At 39.2% G+C, this 24,063-nt stretch carries 21 protein-coding genes; 11 read left to right on the top strand and 10 right to left on the bottom strand.

All coding sequences use genetic code 11. The features are described 5' to 3' along the window. Positions 1 to 3 precede the first annotated feature (3 nt). The 4 genes from zapE (at position 4) to E0H81_RS12575 (ending at position 5,147) form a co-directional block, all read left to right on the top strand. Entirely contained in the window at positions 4 to 1,143 is a 1,140-nt protein-coding gene (zapE, locus tag E0H81_RS12590; protein ID WP_131267280.1) for a cell division protein ZapE, read from the top strand. Between the two features lie 368 nt (positions 1,144 to 1,511). Beyond that, positions 1,512 to 3,677: a malate synthase G gene (locus E0H81_RS12585; protein WP_131319353.1), complete on the top strand. Its 2,166-nt coding sequence runs from the start codon at positions 1,512 to 1,514 to the stop codon at positions 3,675 to 3,677. A gap of 77 nt (positions 3,678 to 3,754) precedes the next feature. Next, entirely contained in the window at positions 3,755 to 4,225 is a 471-nt protein-coding gene (locus E0H81_RS12580; RefSeq protein WP_131319351.1) for a hypothetical protein, read from the top strand. A gap of 262 nt (positions 4,226 to 4,487) precedes the next feature. Next, a complete protein-coding gene (locus E0H81_RS12575; RefSeq protein ID WP_131319349.1) occupies positions 4,488 to 5,147 on the top strand; it encodes an SOS response-associated peptidase family protein in 660 nt (219 codons plus the stop codon). A gap of 7 nt (positions 5,148 to 5,154) precedes the next feature. On the opposite strand, the gene E0H81_RS12570 is transcribed toward E0H81_RS12575, so the two are convergent. Together E0H81_RS12570 and E0H81_RS12565 are read right to left on the bottom strand one after the other, a co-directional pair. Continuing rightward, entirely contained in the window at positions 5,155 to 5,619 is a 465-nt protein-coding gene (locus E0H81_RS12570) for a MarR family winged helix-turn-helix transcriptional regulator (RefSeq protein WP_131267276.1), read from the bottom strand. A 157-nt stretch (positions 5,620 to 5,776) separates the two neighbouring features. Continuing rightward, on the bottom strand, positions 5,777 to 6,241 hold the full coding sequence (locus E0H81_RS12565; RefSeq protein ID WP_131319347.1) for a MarR family winged helix-turn-helix transcriptional regulator: 465 nt from the start codon (positions 6,239 to 6,241) through the stop codon (positions 5,777 to 5,779). 928 nt (positions 6,242 to 7,169) lie between these two features. On the opposite strand from E0H81_RS12565, the gene E0H81_RS12560 reads away from it, so the two are divergent. The 3 genes from E0H81_RS12560 to E0H81_RS12550 all read left to right on the top strand — a co-directional run bounded on the left by E0H81_RS12560 (position 7,170) and on the right by E0H81_RS12550 (position 11,916). Then, positions 7,170 to 8,696 carry a TerC family protein gene (locus tag E0H81_RS12560; RefSeq protein WP_131319345.1) on the top strand — a complete coding sequence of 509 codons (1,527 nt, stop codon included), beginning with the start codon at positions 7,170 to 7,172 and terminating at the stop codon, positions 8,694 to 8,696. A 264-nt stretch (positions 8,697 to 8,960) separates the two neighbouring features. After that, positions 8,961 to 9,701 carry a hypothetical protein gene (locus tag E0H81_RS12555; protein WP_244926540.1) on the top strand — a complete coding sequence of 247 codons (741 nt, stop codon included), beginning with the start codon at positions 8,961 to 8,963 and terminating at the stop codon, positions 9,699 to 9,701. 463 nt (positions 9,702 to 10,164) lie between these two features. After that, a complete protein-coding gene (locus tag E0H81_RS12550; RefSeq protein WP_131319343.1) occupies positions 10,165 to 11,916 on the top strand; it encodes an FAD-dependent monooxygenase in 1,752 nt (583 codons plus the stop codon). 33 nt (positions 11,917 to 11,949) lie between these two features. On the opposite strand, the gene E0H81_RS12545 is transcribed toward E0H81_RS12550, so the two are convergent. The 4 genes from E0H81_RS12545 to E0H81_RS12530 all read right to left on the bottom strand — a co-directional run bounded on the left by E0H81_RS12545 (position 11,950) and on the right by E0H81_RS12530 (position 15,744). Beyond that, a complete protein-coding gene (locus E0H81_RS12545) occupies positions 11,950 to 12,843 on the bottom strand; it encodes a LysR substrate-binding domain-containing protein (RefSeq protein WP_131319341.1) in 894 nt (297 codons plus the stop codon). A gap of 104 nt (positions 12,844 to 12,947) precedes the next feature. After that, the gene (gene thiM / locus E0H81_RS12540) at positions 12,948 to 13,769 is read right to left on the bottom strand and encodes a hydroxyethylthiazole kinase (RefSeq protein ID WP_131319339.1); all 822 of its coding nucleotides are present in this window, start codon (positions 13,767 to 13,769) and stop codon (positions 12,948 to 12,950) included. 102 nt (positions 13,770 to 13,871) lie between these two features. Beyond that, a complete protein-coding gene (locus E0H81_RS12535; protein WP_131319337.1) occupies positions 13,872 to 15,035 on the bottom strand; it encodes a hypothetical protein in 1,164 nt (387 codons plus the stop codon). 445 nt (positions 15,036 to 15,480) lie between these two features. Next, the gene (locus E0H81_RS12530) at positions 15,481 to 15,744 is read right to left on the bottom strand and encodes a hypothetical protein (protein WP_131267268.1); all 264 of its coding nucleotides are present in this window, start codon (positions 15,742 to 15,744) and stop codon (positions 15,481 to 15,483) included. A gap of 421 nt (positions 15,745 to 16,165) precedes the next feature. Here E0H81_RS12530 and pepN point away from each other — a divergent pair, with 421 nt between their 5' ends. Both pepN and E0H81_RS12520 read left to right on the top strand, forming a co-directional pair. Beyond that, positions 16,166 to 18,772: an aminopeptidase N gene (pepN, locus tag E0H81_RS12525; RefSeq protein ID WP_131319335.1), complete on the top strand. Its 2,607-nt coding sequence runs from the start codon at positions 16,166 to 16,168 to the stop codon at positions 18,770 to 18,772. A 305-nt stretch (positions 18,773 to 19,077) separates the two neighbouring features. Next, positions 19,078 to 19,290, top strand: a complete 213-nt coding sequence (locus E0H81_RS12520; protein WP_131319333.1) for a hypothetical protein — start codon at positions 19,078 to 19,080, stop codon at positions 19,288 to 19,290. A gap of 348 nt (positions 19,291 to 19,638) precedes the next feature. Here the strand turns inward: E0H81_RS12520 and E0H81_RS12515 are convergent, their stop codons facing one another. Then, positions 19,639 to 20,082: a universal stress protein gene (locus tag E0H81_RS12515; protein ID WP_131267265.1), complete on the bottom strand. Its 444-nt coding sequence runs from the start codon at positions 20,080 to 20,082 to the stop codon at positions 19,639 to 19,641. A 133-nt stretch (positions 20,083 to 20,215) separates the two neighbouring features. Then, positions 20,216 to 20,659: a universal stress protein gene (locus E0H81_RS12510; RefSeq protein WP_131319331.1), complete on the bottom strand. Its 444-nt coding sequence runs from the start codon at positions 20,657 to 20,659 to the stop codon at positions 20,216 to 20,218. A 272-nt stretch (positions 20,660 to 20,931) separates the two neighbouring features. Here E0H81_RS12510 and E0H81_RS12505 point away from each other — a divergent pair, with 272 nt between their 5' ends. Continuing rightward, entirely contained in the window at positions 20,932 to 21,936 is a 1,005-nt protein-coding gene (locus E0H81_RS12505; RefSeq protein WP_131319329.1) for an alpha/beta hydrolase, read from the top strand. Between the two features lie 97 nt (positions 21,937 to 22,033). Continuing rightward, positions 22,034 to 22,378 (top strand): DMT family transporter, encoded by a 345-nt coding sequence (locus tag E0H81_RS12500; RefSeq protein ID WP_131319327.1) that lies wholly within the window; start codon positions 22,034 to 22,036, stop codon positions 22,376 to 22,378. A gap of 122 nt (positions 22,379 to 22,500) precedes the next feature. Here E0H81_RS12500 and E0H81_RS12495 read toward each other — a convergent pair whose 3' ends face one another. Further along, positions 22,501 to 23,682 (bottom strand): benzoate/H(+) symporter BenE family transporter, encoded by a 1,182-nt coding sequence (locus E0H81_RS12495; RefSeq protein ID WP_131319325.1) that lies wholly within the window; start codon positions 23,680 to 23,682, stop codon positions 22,501 to 22,503. 109 nt (positions 23,683 to 23,791) lie between these two features. After that, positions 23,792 to 24,063, bottom strand: a 272-nt coding sequence (locus E0H81_RS12490) for a transposase (RefSeq protein WP_280526103.1), incomplete at its 5' end; no start/stop codon positions are given.

Raw genomic sequence — 24,063 nt, 5'->3', positions numbered from 1 at the left:
CATATGTCAGACTTAAATTCTAAGCACAGCACCGCCTTTATTCCTTTGTCACCTGCAGAACGTTATGCGCAAGCGATCTCGTCTGGTCAGTTCATGCCGGATGATGCACAGGCGCAAGCTGTCCATGAATTGGATCGTGTCTGGCAAGAACTGCTGCAGCGTTTTAAGGCATCGAAAAAAGCTTTCCGTCGTTTCCGTCGTCAAACATCTCCTAAGGGTGTATATATGTGGGGCGGTGTAGGGCGCGGCAAAACCTGGTTGATGGATCAGTTTTTTGAATCCATTCCTTTTCGCCGCAAAATGCGCATGCATTTCCATCATTTTATGCAGCATGTGCATCGTGAATTGAACAAATTATCGGGACAGCGTAATCCACTGGAATTGGTTGCTGACCAAATTTACCAGCAAGCGGTAGTCATCTGTTTTGATGAATTTTTTGTATCGAATGTTACTGATGCGATGATTTTAAGCGAACTGTTCCAAAAATTATTTGATCGCGGGATTACCTTGGTTGCAACATCAAATATTGCCCCAGATGGCCTGTATAAAAACGGGATTCATCGTGACCGTTTTATTCCCACCATTGAGATGGTGAAAAAGAACTGTGTGATTTTAAATGTCGATGCAGGTGTGGATTATCGTTTGCGAGTGCTGAAACAGGCGCAATTGTTTAAATCTCCCTTGACCCATGATCATAGAAACTGGATCGCACAGCGCTTTACGGCTTTGACCCAAACTCAAAAGATTTCTCAAGAGCCGATTATTATCAATAACCGTATTGTGGAAACTGTTGGGCATACTGAAGATGTTTTATGGTGTGAATTTTCAGATTTGTGCTTTAAGCCGCGTAGTCCAGCCGACTTTATTGAGATCGCCAATATTTACAATACTGTGCTGGTGAGCAACGTTCCGCATTTAACAGATTACCTGTCAGAAGGTGCACGCCGTTTTATTTATCTGGTCGATGAGTTTTATGATCGCGGGGTAAAGTTGTTGTTGACCTCTGAAGATTCAATTATTGATATCTATCAAGGTGAAAAATTAGCCTTTGAAATTGAACGCACGCGTTCACGTTTACTGGAAATGCAGTCCGATGAGTATCTGAATGCAGCGCATAAACAAATCCAGAAAGTGGAATCCTAAACAAATTAAAATAAAGCGCCAGAAATGGCGCTTTTTTATGACCAGAAAATATGTATTTAGTCGTCATTTAAAGCTAGTCATTGTTCAATCTTTACTCTATAACTATACCAATGTCAGGTTTAACTGCTGTTTTATCTCTAAATCTGCACTTAAGTCTAATTTCGACATTTCAAAAACTTTATAAACTGTAAAAAGGTATTCAGGTGGATGATGACATCGCATTGGTGAGCCATATTTTATTTAATAATGTGCATATTTATTTTATAAAAAATGACCACTATTTAGCAGTGTGATAGTACTATTCAGCTAGATTTAAATCGGTATACTAGAATCTCTTGTTATAAAAAGTAGCAATATCAGGAAAGACAATGACTGCACGTATTCAAAAAGGCAAGTTAGCGATTGCTAAAGAACTTTACGATTTCATCGAAAATGAAGCATTACCAGGTTCTGGTTTAGACAGCGAAACATACTGGAAAAACTTCGAGCAAGTCGTTGTTGATCTTAGTCCTAAGAACAAGGCGCTTTTAGCAAAGCGTGAAGATCTTCAGGCTAAAATTGATGAATGGCACCGCAACAACAAATTTGAATTAGAAGCTTACAAAGCTTTCCTTACAGAAATTGGCTACTTATTACCAGAAGTAGAAGATTTCAAAATCAGCACAGAAAATGTCGACGAAGAAATCGCGCTTTTGGCTGGTCCACAACTTGTAGTACCTGTACGTAATGCACGTTACTGCTTGAACGCGGCAAATGCGCGTTGGGGTTCTTTATACGATGCACTTTACGGTTTCGACGTGATTCCTGAAGACGGTGGCGCGGAAAAAGGTAAGGGCTATAACCCGGTACGTGGCGAAAAAGTAATTGCATTCGCGAAAAACTTCTTAAATGAAACTTTCCCGTTGGCAAATGGTTCGCATGCAGATGCAACAAAATATACAGTAGAGCACAATGCACTGGTTGTGACTTTAAAAGATGGTTCTACCACCACTTTGGCGCATCAGGCTCAATTTGTTGGTTATAACGGCGAAGCTGCTGCACCAACTGAAATCGTATTTAAAAATAACGGATTGCATGTAGTTGTTGAAATTGATGCAACCAGTCCAATTGGTCAAACAGATGCAGCCGGCGTTAAAGATCTAGTACTTGAAGCAGCTGTAACCACCATTCAGGATTTAGAAGATTCGATTGCTGCAGTTGATGCAGAAGAAAAAGTAGAAGGCTACCGTAACTGGTTGGGCTTAATGCGCGGCACGCTTGAAGAATCAATCCAGAAAAACGGTAAAACTGTTACTCGTGCATTGAACAAAGATCGTACGCATAAAAACCTGATTGGTGGTGTGACGTCTATTCACGGTCGTTCGTTAATGCTTCTTCGTAACGTTGGACACTTGATGACCAATCCAGCCATCCTAGTAGATGGTGCGGAAATTTATGAAGGCATCATGGATGCGCTGGTTACACCATTGTTGTCTTTTGCAGACATCAAGGGTGAAAACGAAATCAAGAACTCGCGTAAAGGTTCTATGTACATCGTTAAACCAAAAATGCATGGTCCTGAAGAAGTTGCTTTTGCAGTTGAACTGTTTGAGCGTGCTGAACAGGCATTAGGTTTACCAGCTAAAACGCTTAAAATCGGTATCATGGATGAAGAGCGTCGTACATCTGTAAACCTGAAAAACTGTATCGCTCAAGCGAAAGACCGTACCATCTTCATTAATACGGGCTTCATGGACCGTACTGGTGATGAAATCCATACCTTCATGGAAGCGGGTCCTTTCGTTCGTAAAGGTGAAGTTAAAGGTCAAATCTGGTTCCCGGCTTATGAGAACCGTAATGTGATGGTTGGCTTGAAAGCAGGCTTACGTGGTAAAGCACAAATTGGTAAAGGCATGTGGCCAAAACCAGATATGTTGCTCGACATGTACAAAACCAAAACTGAACATCCAGAAGCAGGTGCAAGCTGTGCATGGGTTCCATCACCTGCAGGTGCGGTGATTCACGCGATTCACTACCATCAAATTAATGTAGCAAACCGTCAGCAAGAATTGTTGGCGACTGAAGCATTACCTTTAGACGATTTGTTAACTCCGCCTTTAGCGAAAGACACTAATTGGTCTGAAGAAGAGAAAACCAAAGAACTTGAAAATAACTGTCAGGGTATTTTAGGTTACGTGGTTCGTTGGGTTGATTTGGGTGTAGGTTGTTCTAAAGTTCTCGATATCAACAACGTTGGTTTGATGGAAGACCGTGCAACTTTACGTATTTCTTCTCAACACGTTGCGAACTGGTTGCGTCACGGTATCGTAACGCGTGCGCAAGTTGAAGAAGTCATGCAGCGTATGGCGAAAATTGTGGATGAGCAAAATGCCAATGATCCACTTTACACGCCAATGTCGAATGACTTTGAAAACAATATCGCGTTCCAAGCGGCTTCTGACTTGATCTTTAAAGGTGGCGAACAGCCATCAGGTTACACAGAACCGCTATTGCATGCTGCACGTTTGAAATTAAAAGGTTATACAGGCGACTAATCCTGTGACCTGAATAAAAAGCCTCCTTGTGAGGCTTTTTTTGTATATGATCGACACCTAATAATGGAGTATAAATCATGTATTTTTGGCGCACCGATCAACTGATTGATGATTTAAAACAAAACCGTGTGATCCAAGGCGACTTTAAAAATTATTATATGGTCAGCGGTATTTTGATTTTGTTGAGCTTTTTTGCTTTAAGTCAGACTGGGGTTGAGGAACTTAAAATCAGTTTGGCTGGATTTGTCATTCATTTAGGTTTATTGATCAGTTGGACCAATGCCGCTTTTAAAGCCAATGGTGGTGAAAAAGGTTATGCATTCTTAAACCGTTTTATTGCGCTGTATTTACCGATCACCATTAAAATTTCCATTTTTGCCATTGTGGGAATGATTTGTTATGAACTGATTTTTAATATTTTTAAAGGTCGGTTTGAGGAAGCTGAACTTGCCCATATCAATGCCATCGAAAGTACCGTGGTGGACTTAGTAACTTCATTTTTAATTTACTGGCGCATTTGGGTTGCCATCAAAAAGGTGAACAGTTGATTTTGATTAGCAAATAATAAAACAACCTCAGGATATATTGCCCTTAATAATTCTTTTTGATTACAGGGACGGATTGAATGAATACTCCATTTTCATAGTGAGAAAAAACTAGAATTGAGATGTAGTAATCAATGGAACTCTGGAAGTATTCAGAGTTACACACTGGTTGATGATTCACAACGACCGAATACAGTCATATTGATACGGTTAAGGATATAATTGAGCCAGTTTAATTTAATTCCTATCATTCAATTCTTATGCTATGTGTGCAAACTTTAAACCCTTAACACTCAAACAATTGCAGGATCTAAAGCTTCCGGATATTGCTTTTGAATTTCCGGAAGAAGTCTATCCGGGTTATGATTTACCTTTATTGTTTAAATCGCCGCAAGGTCTTGAGTGGCGTAAAGTGATGTTTGGTCTCGTGCCGAAATGGGCAGAAGATAAAAACATTGCTTCTAAAACCTATAACGCCCGTAATGAGACTTTATCTCAGAAACCCACCTTTAATAATGCTTTGATGAAATATAAGTTTGGTGTCATTCCCGTGGCTGAGTTTTATGAATCTAAATATTTTGATCATAAGCCTCAGCGTTGGGGTGTGCGTCGCAAAGATGCTCAAGCTGTTTTTATTGCAGCACTTTACGAAATTTGTAAGATCGGGGATGAAGTGGTTCGTTCAGCCACCATGATTACGATGGACGCAATTGACCATCCCATGATGAAAGAATTTCATGAGCCCGGAAATATTAAACGCTCAGTGATTGTTATTCCTCACGAGCGTTTAGATGAATGGCTGAGTTGGAAGTCTCCAGATATCCGATCATTTGTACAAGGGTTTCCTGAAGAGGAATTTGAATGTTCTCATGTACCAAAAGCAAAAATCGAGAAAATAACTTCTCAACTGAATTTTTTCGATTAAGCCGTGTTTAACGGGCTAAATTTTTGAAAATATGCTTCAGACTTTCGATCATTTTTTCAATTTGTAATGGAGTCAAGCCATCAAAAGATTGTTCCAAAACCACATTGGTAAGGTCATTAATCTTTTGGGTCATTTGTTGCCCTTTTTCTGTTAATAAAACGCGAGTAATTCGGGCATCATCTTCACATGAATAAGTGTCTACTAAGCCTTCATCTTTTAGGCGATATACAATTTTGGTAGTTGTAGACATTTTGGAAATAATCATTTCAGAAAGATCAGACACACTTGCATGAGATTTTGCTTTTAAAGCCAGTAAAATGCGGCGGCGGGAATTATCCAGACCATACTTTTTCAGGGCGTGATCTACGTTCTGTACATGTTGAGCATGCACTTGGGTAACCCAATAAAATGGGAAATTGTCTAAACTAAAATCTTCCACGCACGGTAAAAATTTACTGTATTTTTTTGTCATGGATGTCTCTCCTGTTATTAATTGTTGTAATTGTATTTTATTATTGTAACTGTTTTGCGAAAAATTTTGAATAAAATTCATTTAAAATATATCTTTTGACGAAAGTAAAAAGCCTCCTGATTAAATTTGTAAATTAGATTTAAAATTAAATCTAAAATTAATGCGCTAAATTCTTGAAAATATGTCTAAGGCTTTCCATCATCTTTTCAATTTGTAAGGGGGTTAAGCCTTCAAAAGATTGTTCCAAAACCACATTGGTAAGATCGTTAATCTTTTGGGTCATTTGTTTTCCTTTTTCCGTTAAAACTACACGGGTAATTCGGGCATCATCTTCACATGAGGAAGTATCAACTAATCCTTCATCTTTTAGGCGATATACAATTTTGGTGGTCGTTGACATCTTGGAAACGACCATTTCAGAAAGATCGGACACGCTTGCATGCGGTTTAGATTTTAAAGCGAGTAGAATTCGGCGACGAGAATTATCTAAACCATATTTTTTCAATACATGATCGACATTCTGAACATATTGGGCATGCACTTGGGTAACCCAATAATATGGAAAATTTTCTAAGCTGAAATTTTCCGGAGAAGGTAAAAACTTACTGTATTTTTTAGTCATGGTAGACAGCCCCATAATTCATTGTTGTAATTGTAATTTTTCATGAAAAGCATTCTAATCTAAAGCTATTTTGTTTCGCAATATATATTAAATTATTTTTATTGCATATTAATATATATCAAGTTTTTTATAATGCAATAAGGAAACTGATTTTGTAAATTTCCTTATATCAATCAAAATCAAGCATCATCGTTTAGAAGGGACAGGGTTTCACTATCGATCTTAATGAAATTCTACAATGCCTTAGGCAAACTTCAGAACTTCTTCCTGCACTTCAGGATTTTGATAATTTTCTGAAGATAACATTATACTGATCAAATCATGAATCTAGCTTAAAATATGACCTTTATAGCGAATGCTGGCAATCGTTTTCGATGCTTGTTGAAAGTTAACGCTTTTTCATCTGTCATAGAAAATAATCCTGTTAGTTTTTTTGATTGGATTAGAGACTTACGCATCTAAGTTTAGCTATCGATTATGAGCTATATAATCTTGGCTGTGTTTCATTCTAGTGAAAAAAATAGCTTTGGGAACTGATCTTTTTAACAAAAAATTTCTGACAATGAGTTAATAAATGTAATGAATTAATCTATTTGTCAAGTAAATATTATAATAAAATTCATAAAAACAATAACTTATATTTTCTTCTTTTGGACTTTTTTAAGTTTTTCAGAAGATGCGGCTATTTGATCTGGTGTGTGATCAGATCAAAAAATCAGACGAATAGATGAAGTAAGTCACAAAAATTAATCTCTATTTTATTTAAATTGGCATTTTTAGGCCTAAAAATACAAAAAACTAATTACAAATTTTGGAGATTGTGCATAATTCATTTATCTATTGTTGAACAGGTCATATTTATGGATCCGTCGCCGTGCAGGTCTACCTTTAATTTTAGCCAAATTCATAAAATCGGAGATATAAACTAATGGAGTTTTTATTAGATCCGGGAATTTGGATTGGTTTACTTACCCTTATTGTTTTAGAAATTGTCTTAGGTATTGATAACCTAGTCTTTATTGCCATTTTGGCAGAAAAACTCCCTCCAGAACAACGTGATAAAGCGCGTGTAGTGGGGCTTTCCCTCGCTTTGTTTATGCGCTTGGGCTTATTGTTTGCTATCTCTTGGTTGGTCACTTTGACCAAACCGCTTATCGTGGTCTTTGATTGGACCTTCTCAGGTCGAGATCTTATTCTTTTATTTGGTGGTTTATTTTTGGTCTATAAAGCTGTGACCGAACTACATGAAAAGATGGAAGGCAAACCTGAAGTTAATGTCACCACCAATATTGTTTATGCAAGTTTCGCTGCAGTTGTTGCACAAATTGTTGTATTAGATGCTGTATTTTCTCTAGATTCGGTAATTACCGCAATTGGTATGGTCGACAACATTTATGTGATGATGGTGGCAATGATTGTTGCCATGGCTGTAATGTTACTGGCTTCTAAATCATTAACTGCTTTTGTAAACCGACATCCAACTGTGGTGATTTTGTGTTTAAGCTTCTTGCTGTTAATCGGGATTAGCTTGATTGCAGAAGGTTTTGGTTTCCATATTCCGAAAGGCTATATCTATTCAGGTATTGGCGTCGCGATTGCAATTGAAGCATTTAACCAGTTTGGTCAGCGCAATGCAGCCAAGCATGAATCTAAAATTCCACTGCGTCACCGTACAGCAGATTCCATCCTGAAATTGATGGGTGGCAAAATGGAGACCGTGGCGAATAGCGCTCAACACTTCGAAGCTAAAGAAGCATTTGCCGATGAAGAGCGTTATATGATTGGTGGGGTGTTAACCCTGGCAGAAAGATCTGTTGCCTCGATCATGACACCGCGTAGCCAGATTTCCTGGGTGGACATTGAAGATCGTCCTGAACAGATTCGTGAACAGGTATTATCCGTCCCGCATAGCTTGTTTCCAGTGTGTCGTGGCAGCTTGGATAAAGTGATCAGTATCGTTCGTGCCAAAGAATTGCTCGATGTGCTTGATGATGACGAGCAGCTCAAAGCTTTAATCAAACGCCATCGTCCGATCTATATTTTCATGAAAATGAAAGTGATTGATGCCATCAATACCTTGCGTACTTCGAAAGGTTCATTGGTTCTGGTGAGCGATGAATTTGGCAATGTGCAAGGCTTAATTTCTCCACTCGATGTGTTTGAAGCCATTGCCGGAGAATTTCCTGATGCAGATGAACAGCTTGATTTAGTGAAAATTGATGATCATACCTGGAAAGCATCGGGGATGTTGGATGTGTACCAGCTTGAATTAGAGCTTGGCATGATGGATCTGGTCGAAGAAGATGCCGGCTATATCAGTGTTGCAGGTCTGATTTTGGAAAAGACGCATGGAGAAGTAACCGTAGGTACTCATCTGGAGTATCACGGGGTTCACTTTGAGGTGACGGAACTGGATGATAACCGAATAAAATCCGTTTTAATTACGCATCGCTAGAAGATCATTGGGGACACTAAAAAAGATAATCAATATCTCTGATTAGTTTCCTTTTCAAGCGCTTTAAAAAACCCAATAGCAGGTGCTGTTGGGTTTTTAATTATTCTGGTTTATCTTTTAATCAGGAAGAGTAAGTTAAATTCTGATTTGATGGTATTAAAATGAAAAGAACAAGCAACTTAATCAATCCTAAAAATCGCTATTTCTAGGGATGTTGCATGTGAATAAAATGATGAATAATAAAGATATAAAAACAAGAGTTGAATGAATCTAATGCGTATTAGGGAAAGGATTGTCGATTTTACAAAACTTGAATCTGAACAAAAGCATCATTTTTTTGCAACCATGCTGGCATTTGATCAGCAAATTTTTCCAAATTCTACTCCAGATGAAATTTATGATCTTGTTCATGATGTAGATGCGGTCTCTGTCCAGGTGGTTCATTATTATCATCACGATAAATTGATTGGACAAAATGTTATTCCGATATTGAAACTCTCTTTGCAAGACAAACCAATTTTTGTGCTGAGTTCTCGGGCGGGTATTTTGCCTGAGTATCGTAAAAGAAATAGAGCGCTTAATACCGCCATTCGCGTTGCAATCAATTATCGAATCCGATATCCCTCGATTCCATTATGGTTTGTACCCACAGTCATACAGCCCAAAATCTATACACTTTTTGCATCCCGATCGCAGAATTTCTTTCCGCGTGAAGGACGGCGGATACCTGAGGAATATTTACAGGTTTTAGATATGATTCAGCAGCGTAAAAGTGAGGTGCAAAAGCGCAGAGAAGATATTTTTGTCCATCCAAGTGTAATGCCGCAAACAACGCCTGCAGACATTCAGCGCTTAAGGAGTAAAGCGACCCCACATATCAATTTCTTTACCCAGCATGTGCCGGATTATTTTGCTGGCATGGGCTTGATGTGTGTCTGCAAACTGGATTTAAAAACCATTTCTGAAGCAATTTTTAATTTGTGGCTAGATCGACATGTATATTAAATTTTATTATTCATTAACTTAATCAATAGAGTTCTTTCATAAATCATTTTTTAATCACTACAAAGGAAATTCCCCTCTCCTTGTAGGAGACTTGCGTAGCATGCTCCTCAGGGAGAGGTTCTTATAAAAATTCCCTCATTCCCTTGCGAAGCATTGCTTCTCATCCCAGAGGGAGAAGGGATTTTCAATATTCATTTAAATATAAATAGAACGATCATTTTTTAATTTATGAAAGAGATCTAATGAATATTTTAAATTCTAATTTTCCATAAAAAAGTGTGTAAAAAATTCTGCTTAATATTCAAGATAAAAATTCCATATAGAGTTTCTATAGCTCAGACCAATATGACCATAGTTAGTTGTGATAGTTTTTAAATAATCTCGACATTTTCCTTATAGTTCAATAAAAGCAAATCCAATGATTTGGATGTGCACATTTAAGTGAATTGAATAAGGAAACGTGATGTCAAATCAGCCTTTCGATACGGATGTGGTGGTGATTGGTACAGGTCCGGCAGGTGCAACGACGGCTTTGGCCTTAGCCACATATGGCATTGCTGTACGTTTTTATACCCAGTTTAATGGTTTGGCAAATTCTCCACGTGCGCACATTACCAATCAACGTGCAGTCGAAGTATTGCGTGAATTTGATTTAGAAGAAGAAGCTAAAAGTAGAGCCACGCCATGGCAAGACATGGGGGAAAGCATGATCACCACCAGTCTGATTGGGGAAGAAATTGCCCGGATTCAGGCGTGGGGAACAGGCGATTTACGGCACGGTGATTATGTAAAGGGCAGTCCTTCGCCTTTATTTGATCTGGTGCAACCAGAAATGGAAGCACTGCTGGTCAAACATGCAGTCGCGCGTGGTGCAAATCTATTTTACAACACCGAATATCTAGATCATGAACAAGATGATGATGGCGTTACAGTCTGGTTCCTGGATCGCTTGGAAAATCGCAAATATTCTGTACGTGCCAAGTACCTTGTCGGTATGGATGGGGCACGATCCAAAATCGTTGAAAAAATTGGTCTTCCGATTGAAGGTCATATGGCGCGTGCTGGGACGACCTATGTGCGTTTCAAAGCCGACTTAAGCAAGTATGTGCTACATCGCCCAAGTATTTTGCACTGGATTGTCAATCCTGCCGCGGGCTTTGGCGAAATTGGTATGGGCTTATTACGTGCCATTTCTCCATGGAATGACTGGATTGCAGGTTGGGGCTTCGATATTGCTCAAGGTGAGCCGCAATATACCGAAGAACAGATCATTCAACGTATTCATACCTTTATTGGTACGGATGATGTCGATATTGAAGTTCAAAATGTATCGGCATGGTATGTAAATCAGGCGTTTGCCAAGCATTATTCAGTTGGTCGTGTGTTCTGTGGTGGAGATGCCGTGCATCGTCATCCGCCATCAAGTGGTTTGGGTTCAAATACCTGTATTCAAGATGCGTTTAACTTGGCATGGAAGCTTGCTTTTGTGATTAAAGAGTGGGCGAAAGCGGATTTGTTGAGCTCTTATAGTGATGAGCGTGTGCCGGTTGGCCAGCAAATTGTTGCACGTGCCAACCAGTCTCGGATGGATTATAAACATCTCAAAGATGTATTTGGTTTTGATCAAGGTATAGCAACCACACAACAATTGTTAGATCGACTGAATGCACCGACTGCCGAGGCTGCTGAATTACGTAATCAGTTGAATCATGCCTTAGAGATTAAAAACTTTGAGTTTAATGCACAAGGTGTCGAGCTGAATCAGCGTTATCAGTCAGCTGCCGTGGTTTTAGAGGATGAATGTGATGAACAATGGCAGGCTGATCCGCAATTGTATTTACAAGCAACCTCACGTCCTGGCGCGAAAATTCCACATTGCTGGTTAGTGGATGCTAAGAATGGTCAAAAGGTTTCCACGCTGGATATTGTGGGGAATGGCAAACTCACCTTAGTCACAGGTTTATCGGGTACTGCATGGAAACAGGCTGCCGAAAAGTTAGACCTGCCTTATCTGAATGTGGTGACCATCGGGCAAGAAGTGAAAGATGTGTATGGCATCTGGCAAAAAACCTGTGAAATTGCTGAAGCAGGTATGTTGCTGGTTCGTCCGGATGGTTACGTGGCATGGCGCCATCAGCAGGCATTGTATGATGATGCAGTCGCCTTGCAGAAATTAACGCATGTGCTAGAAAAAATGAATTATCAAATCGCATAATTCAGGTTTTAAAAAGTATTCAGGTTTTAAAAGTTATTTTGAAACCTGTTGTTGAACAGATTGCTGAATGATTTTTGCGGTAAATTGCAAAACCGGATTTTCAGCATCTGTTCGATAACTGGCATAGAGCGGCAAGGTCGGCAAGTCTTGTTTCAGTTCAATCGACTGTACATTGGAGTTGAGCAATTGCCGTGCATATTCAGGAATAAAGCTCCAGCCCAAACCCATATTAATGAGATTGATATGCTGTAAGGCATTGGTGACTTGGTATTTATATTTCAGTTTTAAATTTTCTTTTTCAGTGAACTCTTCAATTCGCTGATAGAAAACTGGAGAAAAAAACTGGTCGCAGACAATAAAGTCATCATTTTGAATTTGCCTTAAGTCCTGAATCTTGCGATTGGCAATATAGTTTTGATGGGCAACCAATAATAATTTTTCTTCAAACAGCATCGTACTGGTATAAACCGGATCATCAATACACACGCGACTAAAAATTAAATCCAGTTCGGAATTTTTCAATGCCTGAACCTGTTCGCTACAGGATAAACTTCTAATTTTAAGATCGACTTGCGGAAATTGAGCACGAACCTGTTGAATCACTTGCGGGATGATGGTCATTTCCGCAACGTGCAATACGCCAATAAACAACTGTTGCTGACCTTGGTTGGCAATTTGACGTGCATGAGCGACGGCAAGTTCCGCGTATTTAATCGATTCCAGGGCATATTTTAAAAAACCTTGACCCTCTAAAGTCAGAGCAATTTTTCGTGCACTGCGGTCAATCAGTTGTACACCGACCTCTTCCTCTAAGTCTTTAATTTGCTGACTGAGGGAAGGTTGAACGGTACAGAGTTTTTGCGCAGCACGGGTAAAATTGAGTTCTTCAGCCAGAGCCACAAAGTAACGTAAATGTCTAAGTTCCATTGAGTATTTTCCTGCTGAAAAATGGTTTTACCTTGCTGTTTAAAACTAAAATAAAGATCTATGCACAATCATCAATATGGATAATTTTTTTAAATTTCAGGAATTTAGATTTTAAGGATTTTGATATCGGCATATTGCTGAATTAAATCTGGATTTAAACTGTGGACGTAATCCATAAATGCAACATTAAACTGACCCATCGTTTGTACTTTTTCAAAGGCCAGTTTTCCTGCAATAGCAAAATGTGTGTGTGCAGCAATGGTGGCAATGGTTGGTGTGGTTACAGCACAATAAGCCGCGATTAAAGCCCCGAGCGCGCAGCCTGTCGCGGTGACTTTCGGTTGTAAATAAGAGCCACCATTGACTTGAATCACGGCATCCAGTTCTTTGCTTAAAATGAAATCAGATTCACCTGAAATGGCAATACATTCAGCATGTTCTAACAGGACTTTGGCGTGGGTATAGACATCGGCACTATTTAAGGTGCTATCCACACCTTTGGAGAGAACCTGATTGCCTGCAAGGGTACTAATTTCTGAAGCATTGCCACGAATGACGGTTGGATTATATTGCAGTAACTCATCCACCATATCCGAACGCCATTTTAAAACGGGACCATAACCGACCGGGTCAAGCACCCAAGGGGTATTGGTACGCTGCGCCGTTTGTGCAGAAATTTGCATGGCCTGCATTTGCTCATGGGTCGGTGTACCCAGATTAATACTGAGCGCAGCGGAAATAGTGGTAAAACTTTCGGCTTCGAATGGATTATCAATCATGGCAGGAGAGGCACCGGCCGCCAGCAAGACATTGGCTGTATAATTGGCTGCAACGCTGTTGGTAATGCATTGCACCAAAGGCTGCTCGGTTTGCAGCTGAGTCCATGCTTCAACAATATGCTCGACCAATGTTGAAGTTTGATCCATAGGATTATTCCTTAAGTTATACATAGAATTGGAGAGGCTAGACATATTGATCACCGTCTATTGGGTGAAACTTTATTGAGCGAAACTCTATTGGGTAAAACTTTATTGGGTAAAATAGTGGTCTTGATGCTTACAGGTGCGACAGCAGAGTGTCACATAATTTTCAGCATCATAGTCGACCGTAAGCTCATTGGAACCACAATACATACAGCGTTTTTGTGAATAGAAGCTTAAGCGAGGTTCAATTTTTTTCCAGATCCGCCAAATTGGCTGGAAAAAAATACTTTCATCATAGCCCAAAAAACGGAAAAACAGGATTTCGCTCATCTTGCTAAAAGGTATGTTGTGAGGACGTGGCAGGGTGGATGTTTCCCATTTTTCGGTCACGGCACGGTCACGATATTGCTGCAAGGTTTTCTTTAACAAGTTGGTGTTAATAAAGTTTTCATTACGTGCTTGCAGGGCTTTTTGTTGATGCAAATACTCCAGCGCAGTTTGCACCAGATAATAAATTTGCCCCACAGCCAATGAATCCATTAGGCGATAACAAAAGGTTTGAAAACTGTTGTTCCCTGCAATTTGAATACCCCAAGTGCGGCAATAAAACTGCGCGAACTGAATAATTTCCTGATACAGCGCCAAATAAAGCACATTCTTTACTTCATCTGCATTTTTAAAGGGCACGCCCATGGTTAAATTTTCATAAAACCAGTTTCTAAGCTGCTGGGTGATGCTAAACAGGCTCGGTTCAGAATAACCATCCAAACGCACATTGACATAGTAGTGATGGGCCTCGGCGGCAAAATCTTTGGCAATCAGGATTTGTTCTTTAACCAGTTGCTTGACCAGATAATTTTGGAATAAATAATTCGGGGTAATGGAATGGTATTTAATGCTTTCCCAATCAATATATTCATGATGTGTGGTATGTTCCTGAACCTGATTGTCCAGAATACTCAGTAAAAATAGTTTATTCAGAAAACTGATCTGGTCGAGTCGATATTCAACATTATCTTTATTTTTCGATTTGATTTTACGCTGCTCTTGAAGACGCGTTTCGGTGAGCATTTTTTTTCGGTTGACTAAACATTTGTCACAATGACAGTTGGTGCGCCCGTCTTGAAAGACACGATGCTGGCAGTGACTACATTCATGAAAATTAAGTGCTTGATCGTACTGTTCTGCTTCAATCCAGAACATGGATGCCTGACACAAAGGGCATGATGTACTTTCATCTAACTGTTTTTGCAGAATCTGAAGGAGCATGGAAAGAGTCAATCACAAGTCTGGTTAATCATTTAAACGATTATACACATCTCTTTTATTGTAACGTGATTGAATCGTGCTGAATGCACAATAAATGCGGGCAGGAAAATATATACGGACTTTGCTCTAGATAAATAGCCTAAGTATTCATTAGATCTCTTTCATAAATCATTTTTAATCACAACAAAGGAAATTCCCTCTCCTTGTAGGAGACTTGCGTAGCATGCTCCTCAGGGAAAGGTTCTTATAAAAACCCCCTCATTCCCTTGCGAAGCATTGCTTCTCATCCCAGAGAGAAAAGGGACTTTCAATATCTATTTAAATATGAATAGACCAACGATCATTTTTTGATTTATGAAAGAGATTTATTAATATGGAGATGGAAAAGCAAATCTTCCATCTCCACAAAAAGAGAAGCTATTGAGAGGGATTTAAATTCCTTAAATTAATAAGAAGCAGGGCAAGGTAATGAGTCATCCTCCTCACCTAATTGCTTTGCATTGATTAAAGCCTGAACCTTTTTAGATGGAATCTTTTTGCTGCCTAATGAATCGTAATTATTCAAAATTGCGCAAATATCGGGCGATTGCATTGGAATACCTTCGCAGCTCATAAACATCGCAATCACCTTATGATCGATTCCGGCAGCATCGAGAGTTTGCATGGTCTTGATATTTTCCACACGGACAATATGGTCTTTTAAATACATGGGACACCTCTTCTAATTTTGAATTAATTTTATAGTGCGCTTTGTGCAAATAGATACAAGCAAGAAGCGTGCTCAAAATGTATTCATCTTGAAAATGTCTGTCACTTTGAGTTAAGTCAGGGTATAAGCCAGATAAAGCTTGCTCAAATAATATAAAGAGATATCAAAATCCAGTTATTTTCTATTTACATTATTGAAAGATATTGGCGTTATGGCGCATCATTTTTAACTGTACGTATGAGAACTAAGCAACTGAACGATTAATTGTAGCAATGCTCAGACAATGAATTGAAAATTGTGAGCAAAGTGCCCATATATAACTCAAATCAATCGCACAGACAGATTGTGAAAGTTGCCGTATGATCGAAGCACTCACAAAAAACAAAGTCTTGGCTTAAAAATTACAGGATTAGGACATTATATGAATATCGCGGCAAACCCAGTGGTTGAAGCAGACCAAACTGTTTATTTAAAAGACTACGAAAAACCCTCTTTTTTGGTTGATTCAATCAACTTAGATATTCAAGTTCATACAGATCGTACCGATGTAAACGCAACATTGGTGATGAAGCGCCAGACCGCAGAGGATTTGGTCCTGCTGGGTCGTGACCTGGAATTAAAATCAATTACTTTAAACGGCAAGCTGTTAACCGAAGCTGATTACACGCTGGATGCAGAACAGCTGGTGATTCGCAATGCACCCAATGAAGTGATTCTAGAAACTGCCGTGGTGATTCATCCTGAAAGCAACACCCAGCTTGAAGGTTTATATCAGGCGGGTGATGATTTATTCGTGACTCAAAACGAGCCTGAAGGTTTTCGCAAAATCACGTTCTATCCAGACCGTCCGGATGTCCTGTCTGTCTTTACCACACGCGTAGAAGCGGATAAAAAATTCCCGGTACTTTTAGCCAATGGTAACTTAATGGAAGCCGGTGAGGCAGGTGAAGGTCGTCACTATACCATTTGGCAAGACCCAACCAAGAAACCAAGCTATTTGTTTGCCTGCGTGATTGGTGATTTGGCGGTACTCAAAGATTCTTATGTGACTTCGGAAGGCCGTAACGTCGCACTTGAAATTTATGCTGTCGAAAAAGATATTCCAAAATGTCACATTGCCATGGAAGCGCTGAAACATTCCATGCAATGGGATGAAGAACACTATGGTCGTCCATATGACCTAGACAACTATATGATTGTGGCAACCAGTGCATTCAATATGGGTGCAATGGAAAATAAAGGTTTAAACATTTTCAATACTTCATGTGTGCTTGCCGATGAAGAATTCACCACTGATGCCGCGATTATGCGTGTTCAGTCTGTAATTGCACATGAATACTTCCATAACTGGACCGGTAACCGGATTACCTGTCGTGACTGGTTCCAGCTTTGCTTGAAAGAAGGCTTGACCGTTTTCCGTGATCAGTCTTTCTCGGAAGATTTACAGTCCGCTGCGGTACAGCGTATCGATGATGTTGCAGTCTTGAAAGCACACCAGTTCCCTGAAGATTCCGGCCCATTATCGCATCCGCCACGTCCAGATCACTTTGTGGAAATTAATAACTTCTATACCGCGACCGTATATGAAAAAGGTGCGGAAATTAACCGCATGATGGCAACCTTGCTTGGTAAAGAAAAATTCCGTGAAGGCACAGACGAATACTTCCGCCGTCACGATGGTCAAGCGGTGACAGTAGAAGATTGGGTTTCAGCATTGACCGCAGGTTCAGGTGTTGATTTATCGGCATTCCTGATCTGGTACAACCAACCAGGCACACCTAAACTGGAAGCCAAAGGCGAGTACGATTCTGCAAAACAAACCTATCGTTTAAGCTTTAAGCAAAGTTTAAAAGCCAATGCAAAATATCCAAACCTGAAAGCGGTGCCAATTCCTGTTGCTTTGGCACTTTTTGATGCAGAAACAGGTGAGCAATATACGCTGCAATCTGAATCACTATTTGAAAATGGTGTCAAAGATGGCGTGTATTTATTTGATCAGAGTGAAGCAACCATTGAATTTACCGGCCTAACTGCAAAACCTGTGGTTTCATTGCTGCGGAACTTCTCTGCACCGGTCAATCTGGACTTTAACTATTCAGATGAAGAGTTGGCTTTCTTGATGCAACATGAAACCAACGGTTTCAACCAGTGGCAGGCCACCCAAACTCTGCTGGAACGTATTTTACTGGAAGGTCATGACTCTGATATCTATATCCAGGCCATGAAAAATACCTTGCCTGAGGTCATTCAAAAAGATCCACTCTTGGCTTCACGTTTGTTTGATGTGCCGACCGAAGGTTATTTGGGCAGCCGTATTGATAGCGACTATCAACCTGCCAAAATCCAGGAACAGCGTAATGCCTTGCTGAATAGATTGGCACGTGAACTTGGTACATTCTGCAAAGAGACTTACCTGGAGTTAGACCCGGATATGCAAAGTGAGTTCTCTCAAGCGATGGGTGTGCGTGCACTGAGAAACATTATGCTCAGTATGATTGCACGTCAGGGTGATGTTTCTGCCTTTGATCTGGCTTATGAGCAGTATCATACAGGCAACATGTCTGAACGGTTGGGTGCGCTTAAAGTACTGGTCTGGAATGATGCACCACAGGCTCAAGAAGCGTTGGCAGACTTCTATAGCCGCTTTGAGGATGAAGCCTTGTCTTTGGATCAATGGTTTATGGTTCAGGCAGCGCATCCGAAAGCAAATGCAGAAACCATCAAGTATTTAACCTCTCACCCTGATTATGATTTGGGTACACCAAACCGTATTCGTGCAGTCAGTGGCGGTTTAAATGTCAACCCAGTCAATACATGGAGCTTTGGTGTTCAGCATTATATTGATTTGGCTAAATATCTGGATGAGAAAAATCCGATTGTCGGTTCACGTTTACTGCAAGTGCTTTCGCGCTGGTATACCTTGGCAGAGCCACAACGTACAGAAGTCAAAACTGCGCTTGAAAATTTAAAACCGCAAGTGAAATCTAAAAACGTTTCAGAAACCTTGAATAGCATGTTAAGTATTTAACTTCGCATTGATTAAATGACTAAAAAGCCTTTTCTTGATTAAAACCGAGAAAAGGCTTTTTTATTTTTACAGCTACAGCGCAATTTAACAGAACAATAAATGAACTGCTGTTTAGAATAACTCACTTAAAAGATAAAATTATAAGACATATTTACTATTGCGTGATCGGTTTAAAAGTGTCGATTAAATCACATTAATGTCGTAAAATGAGGATATTAAAGCTCATCTCAAGATGAGCTTTAATTATTTAGCAGACTGTTATTAAATCAAGCCTGTCATTTTATTCAGTGGACTGGAGGTTGGTTTTGTTAGTTAAAATTGAAGATGGTTTTTATTTAAACTCCCAACATATTATTGCTATTCGAGTTTCAAAAAGTACCAGTGAGGGACATTTTGTTGTCGTGATTGAATATACGCCGAATAATATTCAGGCGATGGGAACCTATCAAAAAACTTTTGACAGTAAAATTGAAGCCGAAATTTATCTGCAGACTTTGCATCAGCACATTTCCAAATAAATCCTGTATATCGTTATTAATCTGACGAATTAAACCTATTTAAAAATGAGTCTTTGATGAGAATAAGTTTGGATGATAAACATCTAAATAAAAGCTTAGTAATGATTATAGGTGGATTGATTTTCTTGTAGTCATAAATATACTGGGAAATGTATAACGTTGGAAATATATAAGACAAGACTATGATTAAAAATATTCACATTAATCATCAGCACATGTCACTTGGTTTATCCGGAGATCCGAAGAGAAATACTGATTATAAATCAGATAAAAGAGTTAATCCATTTCTTTAATAAATTAAAAATTCGTTTATAAAAAAAGTCCCTTTTAAAGGGACTTTTTTGAGATTTAAACTTTTATAATCAGTACAGGAATAGGGGATTGGGTCAGTACCGCTTGCGCCACACTTCCCAGCACTAATTTTTTGAATCCTGTGCGGCCATGCGAACCCATAATAATTAAATCAGCACCGACTTCATCTGCCACATGAATGATTCCTTCCGCAGGCGAGACACCCCGAATAACTTTGGTATCTACATCAATGCCATCTCGAATGAAGGATTGCTTAATTTCAGTTAAGCGCAACTGCGCATTTTTTTCAGCTTGGATAAAGTAGTCTGTAATTGCAGGCGCGACTTTATAAAAGTCCACACCCACAAAGGGATCTACAGCAATCACACTGGTAATGGTGACTTGGCAATTCAGTTCTTTGGCCAAAGATAATGCTTGTTCAACCGCTGCATAAGAAATAGGAGATTCATCTACCGGAACTAAAATATGTTTATAAGTCATGAAATTATCCTTATGAATAGAGATGAATTGGGAAGATGTTTTAATTGTGATAATAAGTCATTATGAAAAATGAGAAGCTCATGGGAAGCGTTAAATAAACCCCACATCAACTGCAGGGTGTATTGATCAATATTTATTCTTTAACAATGAGAACAGGAAGTTTTGTGCCTTTTAAAACATCTTGAGCAAAGCTGCCCAGTAAGAACTTTTGAAACCCTTTGCGGCCATGTGAGCCCATAACAATCAGGTCAATTTTCAACTTTTCCGCAGTGTCAATAATGCCTTCTTCCGAGACATTACCTTTAACGATTTGAGTATTGGCAGTAATACCATTTTCGCTGGCAATGGCTTGTGCCTGTTTCAGTGATTTTTCGGCATTGGCATAGGCCTGGACGAAATACTCTTTCATAATTGGAGATGGATAGTAAAAGTCTGCTTCAGCAAACGGATCTTCAGTGACTAAACTGATTAATGTTAATTGGCCACCAAACGCTTGGGCAATCTGAGCCGCATTTTTAACTGCAGATAATGAAATGTCAGAACCGTCAACTGGGACTAAAATATTTTGATAAGACATAAGACTTGTTCCTTGGCGTTTATTATATAGCTATTAATTATAGATAGCACATTGTGTATAAATGATCAATTTAGTCTGTGAAAAATGTTTTAAAATTCATTAAATTATATAAATATCATCAATATAACTGTGTTCTGTTTTGCATTTAAACCTGAGCGGGAAACTCAAGATTTGCATAAGTATTTCTAAATATTTAAACAGGGATTAAAATGCCTAAAAATATTAGCGTCTTCATTAAATTGCAGGCGAAATCAATTTAATAAGGGAAGCCTGTGTATTCAAAATTTTTCGGTTTAAGTCTGTGTTTAATTGCTGCTCTAAATAGTAGTGGGTGTCAGAATACCCAAAGTAGTACCAAGGTCATTGCGAGTGTTTTTAATGCTTCCACCAATGTGCAAAAAAAGATGATTGATCGATATGCACCCCAAGAAATTCTGGTACAGAAAAACATAATGTATATGCAGCAACCCTCATTAACTTTGGATATTTACCAGCCCAAAAATGTGATGCAATTTGAGCCGCGTCCAACCGTAGTCTGGGTTCATGGAGGTGGATGGGTTTCAGGTTCTAAAGAGCATGCACGTGGCTATTTTAAACTCTTGGCCAATCAGGGCTATAACGTGGTTTCAGTACAGTATCAATTTGCCCCCCACGCCATTTATCCAAATCAGCTGCTACAAATTAATCAGGCATTAAAGTTTCTAAGCGAGCATGCGCAGCAATATCATATAAATGCCAATCAAATCTATTTGGCGGGTGATTCCGCAGGTGCGAATTTGGTCAGTCATTATGCAGCTTTAATCAGTAATCCGGACTTTGCTCAGCAGTCAGGTATTACGCCGTTAATTCAACGCGACCAGATTAAAGGCCTGATTTTACATTGCGGTATTTATGATATGAATGCTTTTATTAATACTGCACCGAATGAGCTGAAATTAATCGAATGGGGGGTATTTAATCTGGTTCAATCCTATACCGGCAATAAAAAAGATGATGCTGAATTTTTAAAAAGCATTTCACCCATTCAGTATTTAACCCCTAATTATCCACCGGTATTGATTAGTGGTGGAAATAAAGATTTTTTAACCCGGACGCAGTCTTTACCTTTTGTAAAAGCGTTAATAGATCAAAAAATACCGGTAACTGAGGTTTTTTATCCAGACTCTAAGGAATTTTTAGTGCATGAATATCAATTTATGATGAGTAAAAAAGCCAGTCAGCAGACCTTTGCAAAAACCATTCAATTTATTCAAAAATATAGTGCTTCATTTTTTTAAAAAGTACATGACATCATTTTACTTTCGGCAGATTGAATATATCTCTTACTCAGATATATAACTTAGTCCTTAAGTTATATATTTTGAAGAGGCTGATATGAATCCTGTTTTTATGGCCTATGCTTTACTTGCCTTGGCGATTATTTCCGAAGTAACCGGCTCAACTTTCTTGGTTAAATCTGAAGGTTTCACCAAATTAGTTCCGAGCATTTTGGTTTTTATCTTTTATGCGATTTCATTTTATTTATTATCACAAGTGCTTAAAACCATTCCTTTAGGCATTGCCTATGCCATCTGGAGTGGTATAGGTATTATTTTGACGGCGTGCATTGGTTTTTTCATATTCAGGCAAAGTCTGGATTTACCTGCTGTGATTGGGATCGTGATGATTATGGGTGGTGTGATTGTGATGAATGTCTTTTCTAAGTCAGTGGGGCATTGATTGTATAAAATGACTTCATTTAAGAATAATCACGCTATTAAATAATGAATTTATCGGGGAAATATAACGAGATAAAATAAACTTATATCCCAATCTAGGGATATAAGTCGTAAAAACCTACCTTATTTGAATGAGGGCTGTTTTCTAAACTTTAATATGATAGACACCGCAAAGCCAAATAATAACCCCCAGAACGCGGAACCAATCCCGAAAAACTGTATTCCTGAAGCACTGAATAAGAAGGTCATTAAAGCTGCTTCCCGTTCACTGACATCCTGAAAGGCGATGGCGACGTTATGGCCAATAGTGCCTAACAGCGCAATACCCGCCAAAGCAGTCATAAATACGCTAGGGAAAGACATTAAAATACTGGTCAGTGTCGCGGCAAACAAACCCATTAGGATATAAAAGAAGCCGCAGCTCATACCGGCAATATAACGTTTTTTGCTGTCAGGATGGGCCTGATCATCCAGACTGATGGCGGCACTGATGGCGGCAATATTCGCAGAAAAACATCCAAAAGGCGCGAAAATAGTCTGTGCTACTCCGGTCCAGCCGATCAGCTGGTTCACATTTGGTTGATAACCATAGCTTTTGATCATGGCAAGACCGGGCAAATATTGGGACGCCATGTTAATGACAAACAATGGGAGAGCCAAACCGAAAATGGCCGACCAGCTAAATTCAGGCGCCATCCATACTGGTTGAGCCAGACTGAACTGAATGGTTGAGACATGAAACTGTAAAAACAGAGGACACAGTACAACACCGGCAATCACCGTGATGACAATGCTATAACGTGGAGACAGTCGTTTTGACAGAATATAGACGGCCAATAATGACAGGATAAACTCCCAGTCATTTTGCATGCTGGCAAACAGTGCAATACCAAATTTCAGCAACACACCTGCGAGCATGGCACTGGTTAAACTTTGCGGAATATGGGTTAAAACTTTCTGAAAAATACCGGAAAAACCTAAAATCGCTGTCAGCAATCCACAAACTAAAAATGCCCCAATCGCCTCATAAAGGCTATAACCATTGGCTGTGGCTAGAATTAAGGCTAGTCCTGCGGTTGACCATGAGGTCGCAACAGGATATTTAAACTTCCAAGACAGGATTAAACCGCTTAAACCAATCCCCAAACCCAATGCCCAGAACCAGGAGGTGATCTGTGCTGTAGAAGCCCCCAAAAGTTGAGCAGATTGAATCACCAATACAGAGGAAACACTGATACCGACAAGGAAAGTAATAAAACCTGCAAAGACAGCAGGGACAGAGAAGTCTTGGAGAAATTTTTGCATAAATCCTTTGCAATGATCATTTTATAATGGTGGAAAAGCGCACCAATCATACGCTTTTCATTTTTTAACGCAAAGACATAATCTAGATATTAAATAACCCGAATCCTGTTTAAGCCAACGATTCCATAATTTGAATTGTTGGCTTATTCTGATGACATAATTGATATGCACATAACGATGCATAAATACCACTAAGAAATCCATGCATACTACGTGCTCTACTCGTCACTAAATTGTATTGTCCTTTCAGTAAACTGAATAACGTTTCTATCTTATTACGCTGTTTTAAGTGATATCCATTTGATGCAGATAGTTGAATAGCCTGCATATTTTTCCGATGATAAGTAATCAGATCAATCCCTTGTTCTTTTAACCTGGTTT

Origin of the sequence: Acinetobacter terrestris (assembly GCF_004331155.1) — a bacterium.
In the GTDB taxonomy this organism is placed as follows: Bacteria; Pseudomonadota; Gammaproteobacteria; order Pseudomonadales; family Moraxellaceae; genus Acinetobacter; species Acinetobacter terrestris.
The sequence above is the reverse complement of the archived record's forward strand: the minus strand, read 5'-3'. Positions and strand labels throughout refer to the sequence as shown.

Bases quoted from the DNA above. Each gene is read 5' to 3' on its own strand.
- E0H81_RS12555 (WP_244926540.1), top strand. From the start codon at position 8,961: ATGAATCTAATGCGTATTAGGGAAAGGATTGTCGATTTTACAAAACTT.
- zapE (WP_131267280.1), top strand. From the start codon at position 4: ATGTCAGACTTAAATTCTAAGCACAGCACCGCCTTTATTCCTTTGTCA.
- thiM (WP_131319339.1), bottom strand. From the start codon at position 13,769: ATGGATCAAACTTCAACATTGGTCGAGCATATTGTTGAAGCATGGACT.
- E0H81_RS12530 (WP_131267268.1), bottom strand. From the start codon at position 15,744: ATGTATTTAAAAGACCATATTGTCCGTGTGGAAAATATCAAGACCATG.
- E0H81_RS12495 (WP_131319325.1), bottom strand. From the start codon at position 23,682: ATGCAAAAATTTCTCCAAGACTTCTCTGTCCCTGCTGTCTTTGCAGGT.
- E0H81_RS12575 (WP_131319349.1), top strand. From the start codon at position 4,488: ATGTGTGCAAACTTTAAACCCTTAACACTCAAACAATTGCAGGATCTA.
- pepN (WP_131319335.1), top strand. From the start codon at position 16,166: ATGAATATCGCGGCAAACCCAGTGGTTGAAGCAGACCAAACTGTTTAT.
- E0H81_RS12515 (WP_131267265.1), bottom strand. From the start codon at position 20,082: ATGACTTATAAACATATTTTAGTTCCGGTAGATGAATCTCCTATTTCT.
- E0H81_RS12565 (WP_131319347.1), bottom strand. From the start codon at position 6,241: ATGACTAAAAAATACAGTAAGTTTTTACCTTCTCCGGAAAATTTCAGC.
- E0H81_RS12570 (WP_131267276.1), bottom strand. From the start codon at position 5,619: ATGACAAAAAAATACAGTAAATTTTTACCGTGCGTGGAAGATTTTAGT.
- E0H81_RS12560 (WP_131319345.1), top strand. From the start codon at position 7,170: ATGGAGTTTTTATTAGATCCGGGAATTTGGATTGGTTTACTTACCCTT.
- E0H81_RS12545 (WP_131319341.1), bottom strand. From the start codon at position 12,843: ATGGAACTTAGACATTTACGTTACTTTGTGGCTCTGGCTGAAGAACTC.
- E0H81_RS12550 (WP_131319343.1), top strand. From the start codon at position 10,165: ATGTCAAATCAGCCTTTCGATACGGATGTGGTGGTGATTGGTACAGGT.
- E0H81_RS12510 (WP_131319331.1), bottom strand. From the start codon at position 20,659: ATGTCTTATCAAAATATTTTAGTCCCAGTTGACGGTTCTGACATTTCA.
- E0H81_RS12535 (WP_131319337.1), bottom strand. From the start codon at position 15,035: ATGCTCCTTCAGATTCTGCAAAAACAGTTAGATGAAAGTACATCATGC.
- E0H81_RS12500 (WP_131319327.1), top strand. From the start codon at position 22,034: ATGAATCCTGTTTTTATGGCCTATGCTTTACTTGCCTTGGCGATTATT.
- E0H81_RS12580 (WP_131319351.1), top strand. From the start codon at position 3,755: ATGTATTTTTGGCGCACCGATCAACTGATTGATGATTTAAAACAAAAC.
- E0H81_RS12585 (WP_131319353.1), top strand. From the start codon at position 1,512: ATGACTGCACGTATTCAAAAAGGCAAGTTAGCGATTGCTAAAGAACTT.